This is a genomic window from Arthrobacter sp. TmtSoilC48 (assembly GCF_059739425.1).
Map to the genome: position 1 here is coordinate 4,321,011 of NZ_AP046049.1, position 16,517 is coordinate 4,337,527.

The 16,517-nt window shown below is 62.8% G+C and carries 13 protein-coding genes; 4 read left to right on the forward strand and 9 right to left on the reverse strand.

The window, feature by feature from the left end; all coding sequences use genetic code 11:
- Positions 1–4 precede the first annotated feature (4 nt).
- Positions 5–1,027 (forward strand): ABC transporter ATP-binding protein, encoded by a 1,023-nt coding sequence (locus AC6I97_RS19875; RefSeq protein WP_497946288.1) that lies wholly within the window; start codon positions 5–7, stop codon positions 1,025–1,027.
- 36 nt (positions 1,028–1,063) lie between these two features.
- Positions 1,064–2,293: an amidohydrolase family protein gene (locus AC6I97_RS19880; RefSeq protein ID WP_497946291.1), complete on the forward strand. Its 1,230-nt coding sequence runs from the start codon at positions 1,064–1,066 to the stop codon at positions 2,291–2,293.
- An 81-nt stretch (positions 2,294–2,374) separates the two neighbouring features.
- On the opposite strand, the gene AC6I97_RS19885 is transcribed toward AC6I97_RS19880, so the two are convergent.
- From AC6I97_RS19885 to AC6I97_RS19915, 7 genes are all read right to left on the reverse strand, one after another.
- Complete coding sequence (locus AC6I97_RS19885; protein ID WP_497946295.1) at positions 2,375–2,863, reverse strand: pyridoxamine 5'-phosphate oxidase family protein; 489 nt, start codon at positions 2,861–2,863, stop codon at positions 2,375–2,377.
- Positions 2,864–2,922: 59 nt separating this feature from the next.
- Positions 2,923–4,290, reverse strand: a complete 1,368-nt coding sequence (locus AC6I97_RS19890; protein WP_497946297.1) for an MFS transporter — start codon at positions 4,288–4,290, stop codon at positions 2,923–2,925.
- A gap of 421 nt (positions 4,291–4,711) precedes the next feature.
- Entirely contained in the window at positions 4,712–6,169 is a 1,458-nt protein-coding gene (locus tag AC6I97_RS19895; protein ID WP_497946300.1) for an FAD-binding oxidoreductase, read from the reverse strand.
- 92 nt (positions 6,170–6,261) lie between these two features.
- On the reverse strand, positions 6,262–8,181 hold the full coding sequence (locus AC6I97_RS19900) for a glycoside hydrolase family 13 protein (protein ID WP_497946302.1): 1,920 nt from the start codon (positions 8,179–8,181) through the stop codon (positions 6,262–6,264).
- 2 nt (positions 8,182–8,183) lie between these two features.
- Positions 8,184–9,122, reverse strand: a complete 939-nt coding sequence (locus tag AC6I97_RS19905; protein WP_497946304.1) for a sugar ABC transporter permease — start codon at positions 9,120–9,122, stop codon at positions 8,184–8,186.
- Positions 9,122–10,825: an ABC transporter permease subunit gene (locus tag AC6I97_RS19910; protein ID WP_497946307.1), complete on the reverse strand. Its 1,704-nt coding sequence runs from the start codon at positions 10,823–10,825 to the stop codon at positions 9,122–9,124. The genes AC6I97_RS19905 and AC6I97_RS19910 overlap by 1 nt, the downstream gene beginning before the upstream one ends.
- Before the next feature lie 116 nt (positions 10,826–10,941).
- A complete protein-coding gene (locus tag AC6I97_RS19915; protein WP_309926752.1) occupies positions 10,942–12,240 on the reverse strand; it encodes a sugar ABC transporter substrate-binding protein in 1,299 nt (432 codons plus the stop codon).
- A gap of 206 nt (positions 12,241–12,446) precedes the next feature.
- Here AC6I97_RS19915 and AC6I97_RS19920 point away from each other — a divergent pair, with 206 nt between their 5' ends.
- Both AC6I97_RS19920 and AC6I97_RS19925 read left to right on the forward strand, forming a co-directional pair.
- A complete protein-coding gene (locus AC6I97_RS19920; protein WP_497946311.1) occupies positions 12,447–14,204 on the forward strand; it encodes a glycoside hydrolase family 13 protein in 1,758 nt (585 codons plus the stop codon).
- Between the two features lie 20 nt (positions 14,205–14,224).
- Positions 14,225–15,247 carry a LacI family DNA-binding transcriptional regulator gene (locus AC6I97_RS19925; protein WP_497946313.1) on the forward strand — a complete coding sequence of 341 codons (1,023 nt, stop codon included), beginning with the start codon at positions 14,225–14,227 and terminating at the stop codon, positions 15,245–15,247.
- A 45-nt stretch (positions 15,248–15,292) separates the two neighbouring features.
- On the opposite strand, the gene AC6I97_RS19930 is transcribed toward AC6I97_RS19925, so the two are convergent.
- Both AC6I97_RS19930 and AC6I97_RS19935 read right to left on the reverse strand, forming a co-directional pair.
- Positions 15,293–15,736 (reverse strand): GNAT family N-acetyltransferase, encoded by a 444-nt coding sequence (locus tag AC6I97_RS19930; RefSeq protein ID WP_497946317.1) that lies wholly within the window; start codon positions 15,734–15,736, stop codon positions 15,293–15,295.
- A 73-nt stretch (positions 15,737–15,809) separates the two neighbouring features.
- Positions 15,810–16,304 carry an SRPBCC domain-containing protein gene (locus AC6I97_RS19935; RefSeq protein ID WP_224094486.1) on the reverse strand — a complete coding sequence of 165 codons (495 nt, stop codon included), beginning with the start codon at positions 16,302–16,304 and terminating at the stop codon, positions 15,810–15,812.
- Between the last annotated feature and the right edge of the window lie 213 nt (positions 16,305–16,517).

Genomic DNA, 16,517 nt, shown 5'->3' on the forward strand with positions numbered 1-16,517 from the left:
CGCCATGGAACATCAACCAATTCTCCAGGTGGAGAACCTCCAGAAGCACTTTCCGCTCAAGGGCGGCCTCCTGCCAGGGGCTCCCAAGCGATCGGTCAAAGCGGTCGACGGCGTCTCCTTCAGTCTCGCTCGAGGCCAGACTTTGGGACTCGTGGGTGAGTCCGGTTGCGGCAAGTCGACCACGGGACGCATGGTGGCACGGCTTATGGACCCGACGGGCGGCCGGATCATGGTGGATGGCACCGACATCAGCCAGCTGCGCGGAAAGGACCTGTACAACTTCCGGCGCAAGGTCCAGATGATCTTCCAGGACCCCTTCGCCTCCCTGAACCCGAGGCAGACAGTGGGCACAGCGATTGCAGCTCCCATGGTGGCGCAGAAGATCAATCCGCAGGGCGGCCTGAAGAACCGGGTCAAGGAACTCCTTGACCAAGTGGGGCTCAAACCTGAGCACTACAACCGGTTCCCGCACGAGTTCTCCGGTGGGCAGCGGCAACGGGTCGGAATTGCCCGGGCCATCTCCCTCAACCCATCGGTAATTGTCTGCGACGAGCCCGTATCTGCCTTGGACGTCTCGGTGCAGGCGCAGGTAGTGAACCTCCTGCAGCAGATCCAACGCGACACTGGAGTGTCCTACATCTTCATTGCCCACGACCTCTCCGTGGTCCGGCACATCTCCCATGAAGTTGCCGTAATGTACCTGGGCAAGATCGTGGAGCAGGGGCCCCGGGATGAGCTCTTCCAGAACCCGCTGCACCCGTACACCAAGGCCCTGCTCTCTGCTGTGCCCCTCCCGGATCCAAGGGCCGCCCGCGAGCAAGTGAAAATCCTTCTCCGGGGAGACCTCCCAGCACCGGCCAATCCGCCCAGCGGCTGCGTCTTCCGGACCCGGTGCCCTCTGATCGGCACTCTTCCCGAGGAACAGCGCCAACGCTGCATCGACCAGATTCCCACGCCTGCCCAGCCCGCCGCGCCAGCTTGCCACCACACAGGTATGGCCGCGGCAGCCATGGCAGGCGTGCAATAGACGCAGGACATAGATTCACCAGCAAAGGAGCAAACATTGAACACCCTGATCCGCGCCGTCCGTCCTTGGGGGAACGCGCTCAGCGACGTCACCCTTGCGGCGGGCGAAGCAGGCGGCAAGATCACCGCCGTCGAGCCTCATGACCCTGAGCGCGTCGTTCCAGATGGCGTGACCGTTGTGGAAGGCCGTAGACGCCTCCTGCTGCCGTCCTTCTCCGACGTCCACGTGCACCTGGACTCCACCCGGATCGGCCTGCCGTTCCGCGAGCACACCGGCGGTCCGGGTGTATGGACCATGATGATGAACGACCGCCTCAACTGGCGCAACGCCGAAGTCCCCCTGCAGGACCGCGTCAATGACACCCTGAACCGGATGATCGCCCGTGGCACTACGCGTGTTCGTTCTTATGCGCAGGTGGATGTGGACTGCCGGCTGGAGCGTTTCGACGCCGTTGCTGCTGCCAAGGAGAAGTTCGCCGGTCAGGCTTCCGTGGATATCATCGCGTTCCCGCAGGCTGGATTGTTGCTTGAAGAGGGGACGGTGGAGCTCATGGAAGAGGCGCTGAAGGCGGGTGCCAACGTCATGGGCGGGATTGATCCGTGCACCTTGGACCGGGATCCGGCGAAACACCTGGACATCGTGTTCGGCCTGGCTGAGAAGTACCAGGTGCCAATCGACATCCACCTCCATGAGCCCGGCGAGCTGGGCGTCTTCAGCACCGACCTCGTGCTGGAACGCACGCGGGCGCTGGGTATGCAGGGCAAGGTCACCATGTCCCACGCCTACCAACTAGGCAGCGTCAACGAGGCCACCACGCGCAGGCTCATTGATGCCTTCGCGGAACTTGACGTATCCATGGCTTCGGTTGCCCCCGCTGCTTCCGGTCAGTTGCCCATCCCGCTCCTGACAGAGGCCGGGGTGCGTTATGGATTGGGCGAGGACGGCCAGCGCGACTACTGGTCCCCCTATGGCAACACGGACATGCTGGACCGCACCTGGCAGCTCGCATTCACCCATGGCTTCCGCAAGGACGAGTTAATCGAGCATTGCCTGGCGATCGCCACCATCGGTGGGGCGAGCATCCTTGACCCCGGCGCTACCAGGCTGAAGGACACTGCCCACCGTCCCGGCGTCGACGTCGGAGATCCGGCCGAGCTGCTTCTGGTGGACGGCGAGACTGTGGCTTCCACAGTCATGGACCGGGGCAAGGACCGCACGGTGATCCACGCCGGCAAGGTGGTGGCAGACCAACTGGAACTGCTCTAACTGCTAAGGAACCCGCTCGTGTCCGAACTCCTGACTGTACAACGGTCTGAGTGCGGACAGAGCGGGTTTCGGCGTTAAGCGCTACTCGCCCCTGGCTGTGGGCGCATCATCCAGTGGCGTCCACCAGGTTGCAGGAGGCGTCACCTTGAAACGACGCCCGGACACGTCCGATGGAACAATGCGGATGAACTGGTCCTTTTGCCCCGCTTCCCAGGGAAACAGCAGCAGGCCGATGGTATCCAGCACGTCCTGCGTCAGCTTCACGGCGGAAGCCTGCCCCTTGACCACCACGCTCCAGGCGACTCCGGTTTGCGCATCGACACCGTCAGCCTCGATCGCAACAGGAGCGTCACCAAGGGCTGCATGAAGCTTGGTGCCCTCCCCTGTGCGGAAAACCATGGTCCCGTGGTCCACTTTGTAATTCACAGGAAAGATGTCCGGGTGGTTGTCCACCCACACGGCAAGCCGGCCCACTGAAACGCCGCGGAGAAGTTCCCAGCATTCGTTGGTCTCCAGGACTTCAGTGGCGGGAGTGTTGGGGGTGTTGTCGCCAGACGTTGAGTTGGTCATATCGCAGAGGATACGCCGGAGCATAGCCGGCCGACAGTGGTCGAACCCCGCCTAATGGACTATTCACCCCCGCGCGCGAGGGTGAATAGTCCGTTGGGGGATGCATTGCGGCTTACCGGCTCAACATTCACTACGGGCCCACGTATGGCCAGGAAGCCTGTAGCGGCCAGAACCACCGCTTGGGCCGCGAGTGCCCAGAACGTCACTTCCCAGCCTCCGGTCCATGCATGGAGCAGCCCGGCGACGAGTGGACCGAGCGAGGCAAGGGCGAACCCCAGCCCTTGGCTCATGGCCGAGAGCTTTCCCGCTGTCTGCGGACCTGAGGAGCGGATCACTACCAAAGCCATCGCCAGGCCGAACCCGGCGCTCTGGACGACTCCCAGGATCCCCACCATCACGAACTGCAGGGCGGACGGCACCGCGAGGACTCCTAAAAGTGCCAGGGCAACCGCCAGTCCCAGGCCGGGTGCCATGATCCGCAGGATGGCAGGACGACCGGCCAGCACAGGAGCCAGCAGGCTCGCGGGGAGCCCCGCAAGGCTGAACCAGGCCAGCAACGCAGCAGCGTCCGCCGATGATAGCCCCTTGGAGACGAGATAGACCGCCAGCCATGACGTGATCGCGAAGTAGAGCATGGCCTGAAGTCCAAAGAAAGCCGTGACAGCCCAGGCTGTGCGCTGCTTACGCAGCGGTGTGACTTGCACCGGCGTGACTTCCGACGGGCTGACGGGCGCCGGGATGACAGGCGCCGGGAATACAGAGAACGACGGCGCGCCCTGCGTCAGCGGCGAAACGGCGCCTGCCGTTGACCCGGCTTTGCCGGCGGAGGCGCCTGCCGCCGCCGTCGACCGTCTTCCGGAGCGTTGGATGAGGCATGCTCCCAACAGTGCCGGGACGGCCCACACCGCCAGCGCCCAGGAGAGGCTCCCGCCGAAAGCCTGGGCAAGGGGCTGGACCAAACCTGCGCCGAGCGCTGCTCCAAGCCCAAAGCCCATGGTGCAGAGCCCCGTCCACCAGCCGGAGCCGTGGTTCGCCTTGACGATCTGCGGAACCAGCACACTGGCCGTCATGATTGCCATGCCTGCAAGGAACGTGCCGGGAAGGAGGAGCGGGGGTACAAGGACCCTGACGATCAACGCGGCAGCGAGTACCAACAGTGCAAGCGCCACGGCAGGCCCTGTTCCAAACCGCCGGGCAAGCCACGGCCCAATCGGCCCGGAAACACCGAAGGCCAGGACCGGCAACGTACCCAAAACAGGGAGCATAGCCGGATCCACGTGAAACGCTCCCGGGACCTGGTTCATCACACCGGCAATGGTGGTGATGGCAGGCCGAAGATTGACGGAAACCAGCACCAAAGCCAACAACACCACAACACGGGACACCCGAGAACGCCGCCCACCCAGCCCCAAACGCTTCTCGCGCACGCAATTCTCCTCATAGCAACTTTGGTATACCAAACAAGACTACGAGGAGCGCGGCACAAAGTAAACATGCGAAATGGCCCGAGGTTAATGCGACGGGAGAAAAGCAGGCGACTGTTTGGAATACCATCCCGGACGGAAGGTGGAGGTCGCAAAACGGCCGCAGAGCCGAAACGCGGCAACGCCCGCGGCGAGCCGAACGAAAGGGCCGCAGAGCCGAAACGCGGCAACGCCCGTGGCGAGCCGAAACGCGGCAACGCCCGTGGCGAGCCGAAACGCGGCAACGCCCGTGGCGAGCCGAACGAAAGGGCCGCAGGGCCGGAACGCGGCAGCGCGCGTCTAAGGGAGGAACGACCGAGCGCGCAGAGCGTTTCGGCCCTGCGGCCCGCCACCCGGGTCCGCCACCACCCCCGCAGGCAAACCCCTAAATAGCCTTCCCAGGATTAAGAATCCCCGCAGGATCGAACAACTCCTTGATCCGCCGCTGCAGTTCCCGCACCGGCTCAGGTTGTTCCAGTCCGAGCCATCGGAGCTTGTACTGCCCCACGCCGTGCTCACCGGTAATCGTGCCACCCATTTCGAGGCCGACCCGGATGGATTCATCAAGGGCAGCGTTGAGGCGTACCAGGGCGTCGGCGTCTGTGGCGGGGTCTACCCGGTCCATCCAGAACGTGGGGTGGAGGTTTCCGTCTCCAGCGTGGGCCACCACTTTGAGGCGGACCTGGAAGCGGTCGGCCATGGCTTCGAGTTCAGCCACGAAGTCCACCAGCCTGGAGCGTGGAACAGCGATGTCCTCGCCTACCCTGAATTCGTCGTCCATTTCCACGCCGCGGCTGTTGCGGCGTAGTTCGACGAGCATTTCGGCTTCTTCGCTGGCTTCGGTGGTGACTTTGGCTCCGCCTTCGGCGAGTACTTGCCGGACGACGTCGGCTTCCGCGGCTGCTCCAAAACCGTCTGTTTGGATGAGCAGCAGGGATTTTCCGCGGGTTTGCAGGTCTGAGCCGTTCATCTCGTCGAGCTGGATGAGTGTTCCGTTGTCCAGGAGCTCCATGATGGCTGGCTGGACCCGGGCTTTGCCTACTGCCAGGACGCCTGCGGCGGCGCTGCGGAAGTCCTGGTAGAACGCGGCGATGGTGTGGACTTCGCGTGGCAGGTACTTCAGGCGGACCGTCACGCCCACGACGATTCCGAGTGTCCCTTCGGAGCCGACCAGGAGTGCCGTGAGGTCGTATCCGGCAACGCCCTTGAACGTTTGGTGCCCGGTGTGGAGCAGTGAACCGTCGGCCAGGACAACGTCCAGTGCCAGTACAGAATCCCGTGTCACCCCGTATTTTGCACAGCGCAGTCCACCTGCGTTGGTGGCTACGTTGCCGCCGATGGTGGACATCTTGTAGCTGGCCGGATCCGGTGCATACATGAGCCCGTGTTCGGCGGCTGCGGCATTGAGTTCGGCGTTGATGACGCCAGGTTCGACGACGGCGGTCTCGTCGTCGGGGTTGAGGTCCAGGATGCGGTTCATTCGTTCCAGGCTGAGCACGATGCAGCCTTGGGTGGCGTGTGCGCCTCCCGAGACACCCGTTCCGGCACCACGCGCGACGATTGGCACCTGGTAGGCTGCGCAACTGCGGACGATGTTTTGGACGTCTTCCACGGATTCGGCCCAGACGACGGCGAGCGGCAAATGTCGCTCCAGCAATGGCCCTTGATCTACGGAATAGACCGTGCGGGTGGCTTCATCTTCGGCGATCTGGCCGGGCCGGAGTCCGCCGGCAAGGCTCTCCAAGAACGCGCGCTGCCTGGCACTGTGGCCGGCGTCCGTTTGCACGGCTTCCGGGCGGCCGACAGTGCGGCCTTTGATGCTTTCCTCTGTTGTTCCGGCCATAGCCGTTTCGTCCGACAAGGTGGTCCCTTCACACATGAGCTCCGCGGACACGCCAAATCGGCAGTCTTCGCAGAGTTTTCAGTGCTCCCAGTCTAATCAGCGCCACCCACCACCGTAGGAAGGCAGGTTCCGGGCAGGGACCAGATACCAGCAGAAATGCCGTCCGCGCATAGCAGTACGTCGCCCTCACTCCCCCGGCTCGTCGAGATGTTCCCAAAGCTGTGCAGGGGTGCGTCGGACAGCGATTCGAGTTGCAGCTTGGAAAGGACGGCCTTATCCAGGCAGACCCGGGCGGAGTCGCGGACGGCCATGACCAGGACTGCAGAATCAGTGGTCTCACGCACGAATACCACGGCGTCCGCCTCCGCGTGAATCCAGCGCAGCCCGCCTTCGGTGAGTGCGGGCAGCCCACTCCTTAGCCGCCCCAGGGCCGAGTAGAAGGAACGCAGATCCTTGACGGGGTGGCGGCCGGATTTTCCTTCCTGCCAGCCCCACGGCATGGGCGTCCTGGAGTCCTCGCCGTTGAAGCCTTCAAGGCCAAACTCGTCTCCCGCGAACAGGACAGGAACGCCCGGCAGGGTGAAGGTGAGCAGCGCGCCAACTTCCTGGCCGCCGTCGAGCATTACTGTCGCTGCGCGTGCGGTGTCATGTGTGTTGAGCGCATTCATCGTGTTATTTCGCACACCCCAGCTAAATCCCGCAGTGAGGTCCAGATGGGTGGCCAGGAAGGCTTCGGCCTCGATCTTGTTGGGTCCTGCCTGGGGCGACCCAAAGAAGTTTACGTGCGGTGCATCCCCGGCAAGCCAGGACCACAGTGGCCGGGTGAGGTTGGAGTAGGTCATGGCACCGTGCCAGTGCTCACCCGTGAAGTCCGGCGCGGCATCGGATGTGGACTCGGCCAACAAAGCTGCATCCGGGTTGATCTCACGGACCCGCTCGGCGATGAGCCGGGCAACCTCGTGATTCAGATCCACGGAGCCAAGGCGTCCGGTCATATTGCCGACGTCTATCCTCCAGCCGTCCAGGTTGAAGGGCGGCTTGAGCCACCGGGCAACCACCGAATCCTCGTCCGTCACGAAACGCCGCCGGAGGGCGTCCGAAGACCAGTTAAGTTTCGGCAGCGACGGCACACCCCACCACGACTCGTACGTCGAATGGTCCTCGCTGAAGTAGTAGTAACCCGCTTCCTCCGAGCCGGGATCGGCGAGAGCCTTCACGAACCAGTCGTGTGCTTCGCCCGTGTGGTTGGCGGTAAGGTCACCCATCACACGAATGCCCCGGGAGTGCGCCGCCTCCACCAACTCCACCAGCGCTTGGTTCCCGCCAAGGAGCGGGTCCACGGAGTTGAAGGTGGAGGCGTCGTAGCGGTGGTTGGAACGGGCCGGGAAGAAGGGCGTCAGGTAGAGAACGTCGATGCCCAATTCCTGGAGATGGTCCAGTTTCCCCGTGATTCCGGGCAGGTCACCGCCATAGAACTGAATGGGCGTTTCCCGCCCGGTAGCCACTACTGCTTCGTCCCACGAGCTGCCCACAGCCCAGTCCGGGAGGGGGTGAGCATCGGCTTGGGCAGAGCGGGCGAAACGGTCCGGAAACACCTGGTACATGGTGGACTGATGCAGCCACTGCGGTGCGGGGGCAAATGTGGTGAGGCGGAAGTCCGCTGAATCAGCAACGTCTCTGTTGAAAAGCCCTTGGGCGTTGAGGTTCCAATAGTGCCGCCCACTCGCGCTGCTGATCTCGATTTCCAGCAGGAACCGGTATTTCGCCACAGGATTGGCCACCAGCATCGCCGTTTCCCACCAGACCCAGCCATCGATGCTGCCGAGCCGGATCGCGGCGTCGTACCGCGGCTCGCCGTCCTGCACGGAACGGACCCAAACGCGGGACGCGGAACCCCAGTCCTGCGGAACGCGCAGGCGAAGCCGAACAACCTCGCCCAAGGAAATCCGCCCGGGAGCATGGCTCGAAACATAAAGAGCGGATCCGTCGTGATGTGGAACGGCAAGCGACATGGTCATCCTTTTACTGAGCCAGCGGTAAGGCCGCTGACGATGTATTTCTGCAGGAAGAGGAACAGCGCCATGACCGGGATAGCCGCGATGACGGCGCCAGCGGCGAAGACGCCCCAATTCTCCGAACGCTGCTGTGCCACGTAGGAATAGAGCCCGACGGCGAGGGTCTGGCTATCAGGATCGGTCAGGACAACGCTGGCGATCACGAATTCACTGGAGATACCGATGAATGCCAGGAGTCCAACAACCGCCAGGATGGGAGTGACCAGGCGCAGGATGATGCCGAAGAAGATCTGGACATGGCTGGCGCCATCGATCTTGGCAGCTTCGTCCAGGGACTGCGGGACCGTGTTGAAAAAGCCGTACATGAGGTACGTGTTCACACCCAGCGCGCCACCGAGGTACACCATGATGAGCCCCAGTTGGCTGCCAAGGCCCAGGGCGGGGATCACCTGCGAGATACCGCTGAGGAGGAGGAAGATCGCGACGACGGCCAGCAGTTGCGGGAACATCTGCAGCAGGAGCAGGGTCAACAGTCCCACACGTCGGCCTTTGAAGCGCATACGGGAGAACGCGTACGCGGCCATCGCCCCCAGGAAGACCGTGGCGGCGGAAGTAACCAGGCCCACCACCAGGGTATTGAAGAACCAGCGGCCGAAGGGACGGCTTGGATCGCTGAAGAGCGCAGTGAAGTTGCCGGTATCGAATCTGGAGAACAGACCGTTGGAGCCTACCAAGGTGCCATTGGAGTCCAGTGCCGCCGACAAAACATAGAGCAGCGGGAACACGGCGAAGATGGTGGTGACGATCCCGACGGCGTGCCGCCAGCCCTTGTCTTTGAACCAAACCCCAAAGGGACGCCGCTTTGGCGCCGGCGATGCGGGACCGCCGTCGTGCGCATGTTCAATGGTGGGGAGGGTGCGTACCTGTGCCTCGCTCATTAGTTCACGTCCTCGAGTGCTTTGGTCTGCTTGAAGCTAACGGCCGAAATCGTGGCCACGATGATGAAGATGATGATGGCGAGCGCGCTTGCCAGTCCGTAGTCGCGCCCTGTGCCTTGGCCGAACGCCACCTTGTAGACCAGCGTGATCAGGATGTCCGTGGCTCCGATATCGCGATCGGTGTCTGCAAAGCGCGGGCCGCCACCGGTCAACATGTAAATGACATTGAAGTTGTTGAAGTTGAACGCAAAGGAGGAGATCAGCAGCGGTGCCACCGAGACCAGCAGCAGCGGCAGCTTGATGGAGCGGAACACTCGCCAAGGGGATGCTCCATCCATGCGGGCAGCCTCGTCAATTTCTGTTGGCAAGGATTGGAGTGCCCCGGTGCATACCAGGAACATGTACGGGAATCCGAGCCACACATTGACCACCAGCACGCTGATCTTTGCCAGGACAGGGTCCGTGAGCCAGCCAATGTTCGCCCCGCCCAGCAGTGTCTGGTTGAGCCACCCGAACTCGGGGTTGAGGATGCCCGACCACACCAATCCAGACAGGAATGCCGGGAATGCGTAGGGCAAAATCATCAGGATCCGGTAAACCTTCTTGCCGCGCAGATCCTCACGGTTGAAGGTGATGGCCAGGAACAGTCCCATGGCGAACGTCAAGGCAACGGAGGCTACGGAGAAGGTGAAAGTCCAAAGAATGACGCCCAGGAGTGGACCGCGGAGGCTCGGATCGGTGAAGGCGCGGGCGAAGTTCTCCATGCCTACGTCGATCTTCCAGCCGGTGGCCAACGTCTCTCCGTCAGCGTCCGCGAAGGCGCCCTTGCCGTTGTCGCGGTAGGCTGTGCCGGTCTCGCTGTCAGTGAAGGTATCGGTGGCGGCGTCGTAGCTCAGCGCCGGCTTGAACTGGTAGGCGGTGCTGCCGTCGGCGGTGCGCAGGGTTCCATCAGCGGGGTTCTCCGAGACGGGAACGGTAATCTTCAGGATTTCCTGCTGGTTGGCCACGATCTCCTGGAATTTCAGTGTTTCGTAACCGGGAAGGGAGTTGGCCTTGCCGGTGGCATCCTTTCCCGCCCCGGAGACGTCAGTGAGCGGCGCCTCGGTGCTGCCTATCTGAGCTTTGCCGGAGGGGTCCGTAAACAAGAGGTAGAACGTATCGCCCTTGGTCAGCACGGCCGCCTTGTATGCGGGCGAATCCGGGACGCGCTTCTGGGCAGTCAGCTGGATGGCCGCGATGGCGTCTTCCTTGGTGCTGTTGTGCCCGTCGCCATAGTTGGTGAAGGCGATATAGCCGCTGAAGAACACCACCAGGACCTGGAACACCAGCAGGAACAGCACACCCGGAGCCAGATACTTCGCCGGAAGCCCGCCCCTGCGCAAATAGATCCAGTTAATCGCCAGGACCACCAGCGAGGAGACAGCGAGCGCGGCCCATGATTGGCTCAGGAACAGCATCATCAGCACGTACACGGCAAAGGCATCCACCACGCCCAACAGGACGATCTTTAGGATGGTGCCCTTGATGGAGTCGGGGCCCCGGCTGCCGTTCCCTATTTTCCGGCGGGCAGCGTTCCGGTGTGCAGCCTTCTGGTGTGCAGCCTTCTGGTGGGCAGCCTTCTGGTGGGGAGCACCGCGAGGCGGCTGCACCGGCGTCGTACTGGCTGGACTGGCTGGCAGTTCGTGGAGATCTGGCTCTGGCATCTTTGATCCTTGGAGTAAAGCAGTTTGCGGCTGGCATGGGCCGGACGGTGGGCCCGGGGTCGGACGGCGGGCACCGTCCGGCCCCGGGCAGACCGGTGGAATCACCGGTTGCGGCGTCAGCCGCCGATCTTGGACTTGATGCTCGCGGCCATCTTGGTCCACGCTTCAGCGGGATCGCCCTGGCCCTTGATGATGGCCAGTTCCGTGGCGCCCCAGTCGGCCCAGACGGCGCTCATTTCGGGGATGGCCGGCATGGGCACGCCGGTGGCGCCGATCTTGCCGAAGGCCTCCACTACGGGATCGCTGGCTGCCTTCTCAAAGGATGCCTTGAGCGCCGGCGGGCGACCGCCGGCCGTGTACATGGAGTCCTGGGCGGACTCTGAGGTGAGGTAGTTGGTGACGAACTCATTGGTGGCCAGGGCGTTGGCACTCTTGGCGCTGATGAAGAAACCGTTGACGCCGATGAATGGCTGCGCTGCCTCGCCACCGGCCGTGGGCAGCTCATCAACTGCGAACTTGATGCCCTTCTTCTGAACATCCGGCACGTTCCACGGACCCGTCAGGAAGTAGGGAGATTCTCCGGCAAGGAACTTCTCCTTGGCGATGTCGCCTGTGATGTTGGAGTTGATGATTTTCTCGCCGGCATCGCCCCAGGCGGCCAGCTTCCTGGCGAATTCGACGCCGGCAGCGTCACCAATGAGCAGCTGCTTGGCATCGTAACCGCCGTCGGCGTTCTTACCGAAAACCTGCGAACCCATGGATGACTGCAGCGGGTACAGGTGGTACGGGTCGCCCTGTTTGGGATCCATGCCCACCAGGAACGGGAAGGTGGCTTTGCCCTCTGCAACGGCCTTCTTGCCGTTGGCCACTACCTCATCCAAGGTGCTCGCCTTGCTGTCCACGATGCTGGTGTTTCGCAGGAGGGCAATATTCTCGATCGCGTACGGTACGCCGTAGACGGCGCCGTTGTAGGTCATGGCCTTGATGGACGAATCCTGGAACTGGCTGGCTTTGTCGCCCAGTTCCACCGGTGCGATCACACCATTTTGAACAAACTTTCCAATCCAGTCATGCGGTCCAACGATCAGATCCGGGCCTTGGCCGGTAGGAACCTGAGTGATGAAGTCATCGCGGACGGCAGCGAAATCCTTCACTACGAGCTTGACTTCGATGCCGGTGTCGGACTTGAACTTTTCGGTGATGTCCTTCAACGCCGGCGACCGTTCGGCATCTACCCACATGGTGATGGTGCCGGCGCCGGCTGCCTTGAGGTCCTGCTTCGTGGCTTCCGAGCTGGGAGCGGTGGAGGCGCTGCCGCCACAGGCGCTCAGGGCCAGGGCTGCGACCACGGAGATCGCGCCGGTAGCGAAAACGCGGCGGGTGGTCTGAGTCGCGAGGGTGTTGTGCACCTTCATTGGTGTCCCTTTCCTTATGTGCTTCGACGGCGGGGCTCTTCGCCCAGAGGCAACGTCGGTGATGTGGCTCACAACTGCAAGCGCTTCCAAACAGTACATGTCAAAACGATGATTGGTAAACCCCCCCACCAAACATTGCTGTCATGGAAGGACAATTTTGACTGAAAGCGTTTCCAATCTGATGCCTGGTCTTCTACGATGTGTTCATGTCTGTTGATTCATTGCTTCCAGTTGAGGCGTCCGCGCCCTCTGCAGCTTTCACTGCATTGACCCCCGTCCACGAGGCCTCCCGGGCCCACGGATGGTGGCGCTCCGCAGTCATTTACCAGATCTATCCGCGATCCTTCCGTGACCTCAATGGCGACGGAATCGGTGACCTCGCCGGTATCACCCGTGAACTCGCCCAGCTCGCCGAACTGGGCGTTGATGCCGTCTGGCTCTCGCCCTTCTACCGCTCACCGCAGCGGGACGCAGGTTATGACGTCAGCGACTATTGCGATGTCGATCCGCTGTTCGGCAGCCTCGCGGACTTCGATGCCCTCATCTACGAAGCCAACCGCCTGCACCTGCGGGTCATTGCAGATCTTGTTCCCAACCACTGCTCCGACCAACACGCCGCCTTCCAAGCCGCACTCGCGGCTCCGGCCAATAGCCGCGAGCGGGACATGTTTATCTTCCGGGACGGCCAAGGACCTGACGGAAACGAACCTCCCAACAACTGGCAGTCCCATTTTGGCGGCCCCGCCTGGACCCGGATCATGGAACCGGATGGCCAGCCCGGACAGTGGTACCTGCACCTCTTTGATTCCTCCCAGCCGGATTTCAACTGGGACAACGATGCCGTGCACGCCGAGTTCGAGCGGGTCCTCCGCTTCTGGCTGGACCGCGGCATTTCCGGTTTCAGGGTTGACGTGGCCCACGCGCTGGTGAAAGCCGCCGGCCTGCCCAACTGGGGCGGACGCGCGGATGGCAACAGCTCCGATGGCTACCCCGGCCACGATGCCCCCATGTTCGGCCAACCCGCCTTGCACGATATCTACCGGCGCTGGCGCTCCATCCTGGAGGAATATGGCCCCGACCGGATCCTCTGCGCCGAAGCCAACGTCGATCCCCTTCCACGGCTGGCACAGTGGGTTCGGCCCGACGAAATGCACCAGGCCTTCAACTTCCCGTACCTGCACGCCGGTCTGGACGTGAACCGCCTGCGCCACATCATCACCGATTCGCTGGTCTCCCTGGACGCGGTTGGCGCTCCCAGCACATGGGTACTGTCCAACCACGACGTCGTCCGGCACGCCTCCCGCTTCGGTTACGAGGGCCCCGGTCCCCGCGACGGCGACGGCATCGGTCCCGACGATGTACAGCCCAATGAAGAACTCGGACGACGCCGGGCTGCCGCGGCCACCATGTTCATGCTTGGCCTCCCCGGTGCTGCCTACCTGTACCAAGGGGAAGAGCTTGGGCTGCCTGACTCCACAAGCATTCCCGGAAGCATGCGTCAGGACCCAACCTTCGCCCGGACCGGCGGAGAAAGGATAGGCCGGGACGGCTGCCGCGTACCGTTGCCCTGGCGTTCGTCGGAGTTGCATGCCGGTTTCGGCGATGGCCAGGAACCCTGGCTGCCGCAACCAGAGTCCTGGGCCGCATTGGCGAGGGACAAGCAACAGGAGGATCCGGCGTCGCACCTTAGCCTTTACCGGGAAATGCTCGCCGAACGCGCCGAACGTCGGCTGGGCCAGGGTTCCCTGGCATGGGTGGAGGACTACTGCACCGACTCCTCGCTCGCCTACCTCAACGGCGACACCCTGGTGATCATGAATGTGGGTAACCAGCCCCTGCCGCTTCCCGACGGCAAGGTAATACTTCGCAGTTCGGCAGCAGCCGGCGCCCATCCCGTGGGCTCCAATCTGCAGGGCACCGATCTACTAAGCTCGGGGGAGAGCATCTGGCTCACAACCAGCTAACTTTCCCACCGAGGAGCAGCATGACCGGCATCAAGGACGTAGCCGAGAGATCGGGACTCTCCGTTGCCACGGTTTCACGCGCGCTCAGTGGCAAAGGCAACGTCTCCCCCGCCAGCCGGGAACGGGCACGTGCAGCCGCAGCCGAGCTTGGCTTCGTGCTTTCCTATCACGCCTCGAGCCTGGCTTCCGGCCGTACCCACAACGTGGGCCTGGTGGTGCCCTCGGTCCACCGCTGGTTCTATTCAGCGGTGATCGAGGGTGCCTCCGCGGCGCTCCTGAGTGCCGGATACGACCTCACGCTCTACAACATCGGGGAAGACCCCCAACACCGGCACAGTGTGTTCAACGACTTCCTGCTGCGCAAGCGCGTGGACGCGGTCATTGCGGTCTCCCTGGAGCTCAGCGAGGACGAGATGCAGCAGCTCCTCGCCGTGCACCGGCCGATCGTTGGAATCGGCGGGCCCCTTCCGGGGGCATCCACCATCCGGATCGATGATTCCGCGATTGCACAGCAAGCCACCAACCACCTGATCGGCCTGGGTCACACCAAGATCGCCCACATGACCGGCGAAGAAGCATACGAGCAGGACTTCCAGCTTCCCGGGACACGGCGCGGTGGTTTCGAGAAAGCAATGAACGACGCCGGCTCCCAGGTTCGGCCCGAATGGATCGTTTCCGCCGACTTCACTATCGAAGGCGCTTACGCCGCTGCCCGACAATTGCTGGGAGGCGCACCAGAGCGACCAACAGCGGTGTTCGCGGCATCAGACGAGATGGCCATCGGCACCATTCTCGCTGCGCGTGACTTCGGCCTGCGGATTCCAGAGGACCTCTCGGTCATCGGCATCGACGGACACGACCTCGGCAAGGTCATGGGCCTCACCACCATCGACCAGGACGCGAAGGGGCAAGGAGCACTGGCCGTGCGCACCTTACTGGGCGCCATCAACAATGGCCTGGTCCTTGAACCGTCCGATACTGAACACCCCACCAGGCTCGTGGTTCGTTCGAGCACGGCCGTGCCCAGGAGTGACGCTTCCTAGGCTGGCGCTCATCCCGGGAACCGGGGCTCCCGCCTCAACCAACGGCTACTGCTCCAGGACCTTTTCCATGACCAGTTCCCGCTTGGACGTGTCCTGCGGATACGGCCGGCTGTCCCCTGTGGTATTGAAACCGTGCCGCCGGTAGAAAGCCAGCGCCCGCGTATTGTCCTCGTGGACGCCCAACTCCAAGACCTTAGCACCCAAATCGACCCGGGCAGCCTCGCACGCCGCGTGAAGGAGCTCATCAGCCAACCCCAAACCTCGATGTTCGGGGGCAACGTAGACACTTATCAGCATGGCCTGAAGGGGCTTCTGCGGGTCTTGAGGATGCTTCACGACAACCCTCATCAGCGCACAGAACGGACTTCCATCCACGCCACCGTCAGCCACCAGCGTCACGCTGGAATCGCCGGCCATAGCGGCAGTCCGCTCCTGCCACTGCGCATCCGTTTGCCGCCGCGCCGCCTCCAGGCTTTCGACATAAGCCATGGGCGTGTCCGTCAGCATTTCCAGCCGGACTTTCCTCAGGAGTGACCAATCCTCAGCACGAAGTCGCCTGACCCTAGGCAACTGTCCCGCCCATGAACCGTACATAGCGTTCCAGGACCCGAGGCCAACCTTCCGCATACGATGCCCGGCTGGCAGCAGGATCCTCTGCCCCTTCCCAACCGTCATGAACCAACCGCACCTCCGTGCCACCCTCAACCGCCCTGAACGAGACCCTCAATTCAGTGGACCAGAGGGGCGTGCTCGCCGGATACCAGCTTGCATGGAAGGACAACGGCGGTTGCCAGTCATCGATGGTTCCCCAAACCGAAGTGCGCCCGTCCTCGGCCGTCTCCAGGATCAGGTTCTCCTCGAATTCCACGTGTGATCCCGCGCCGAACACACTCTCCTCCTCAAGGGGCCACCACAGATGGGGATGGTCCGTAAAACCCAAAAAGGCATGTGAAACGCTGGTTGGCACCACCACTGTCACCACCAGGGGTTCGAGGTCGTTGGTGTCCTGTGACGAGGGCTCAGGCTCCGGCTCGGGATGACTGAAAATACTGTCCATGACCACCAACTCTACCGGTGCCGAAACGCGCATTTCCCCCGGCAACCATGTCCACCCCGGCTGCTGGAGCTTGGCTTGGTTGCGCAGCTTGTTAGCGCGGTGCTAGAGTCCCGTTGATCGTGATCTATCAACAGGAGGTGAGACCCATGAACGCAGTATCCGAAATGGGTGCTCCCCCGCAGGACACGATCTCGCGACTCAGCTAGTCGCCAA

Bases quoted from the DNA above. Each gene is read 5' to 3' on its own strand.
- AC6I97_RS19935 (WP_224094486.1), bottom strand. From the start codon at position 16,304: ATGGACAGTATTTTCAGTCATCCCGAGCCGGAGCCTGAGCCCTCGTCA.
- AC6I97_RS19905 (WP_497946304.1), bottom strand. From the start codon at position 9,122: ATGAGCGAGGCACAGGTACGCACCCTCCCCACCATTGAACATGCGCAC.
- AC6I97_RS19895 (WP_497946300.1), bottom strand. From the start codon at position 6,169: ATGGCCGGAACAACAGAGGAAAGCATCAAAGGCCGCACTGTCGGCCGC.
- AC6I97_RS19915 (WP_309926752.1), bottom strand. From the start codon at position 12,240: ATGAAGGTGCACAACACCCTCGCGACTCAGACCACCCGCCGCGTTTTC.
- AC6I97_RS19900 (WP_497946302.1), bottom strand. From the start codon at position 8,181: ATGTCGCTTGCCGTTCCACATCACGACGGATCCGCTCTTTATGTTTCG.
- AC6I97_RS19930 (WP_497946317.1), bottom strand. From the start codon at position 15,736: ATGGCTTATGTCGAAAGCCTGGAGGCGGCGCGGCGGCAAACGGATGCG.
- AC6I97_RS19885 (WP_497946295.1), bottom strand. From the start codon at position 2,863: ATGACCAACTCAACGTCTGGCGACAACACCCCCAACACTCCCGCCACT.
- AC6I97_RS19925 (WP_497946313.1), top strand. From the start codon at position 14,225: ATGACCGGCATCAAGGACGTAGCCGAGAGATCGGGACTCTCCGTTGCC.
- AC6I97_RS19920 (WP_497946311.1), top strand. From the start codon at position 12,447: ATGTCTGTTGATTCATTGCTTCCAGTTGAGGCGTCCGCGCCCTCTGCA.
- AC6I97_RS19875 (WP_497946288.1), top strand. From the start codon at position 5: ATGGAACATCAACCAATTCTCCAGGTGGAGAACCTCCAGAAGCACTTT.
- AC6I97_RS19910 (WP_497946307.1), bottom strand. From the start codon at position 10,825: ATGCCAGAGCCAGATCTCCACGAACTGCCAGCCAGTCCAGCCAGTACG.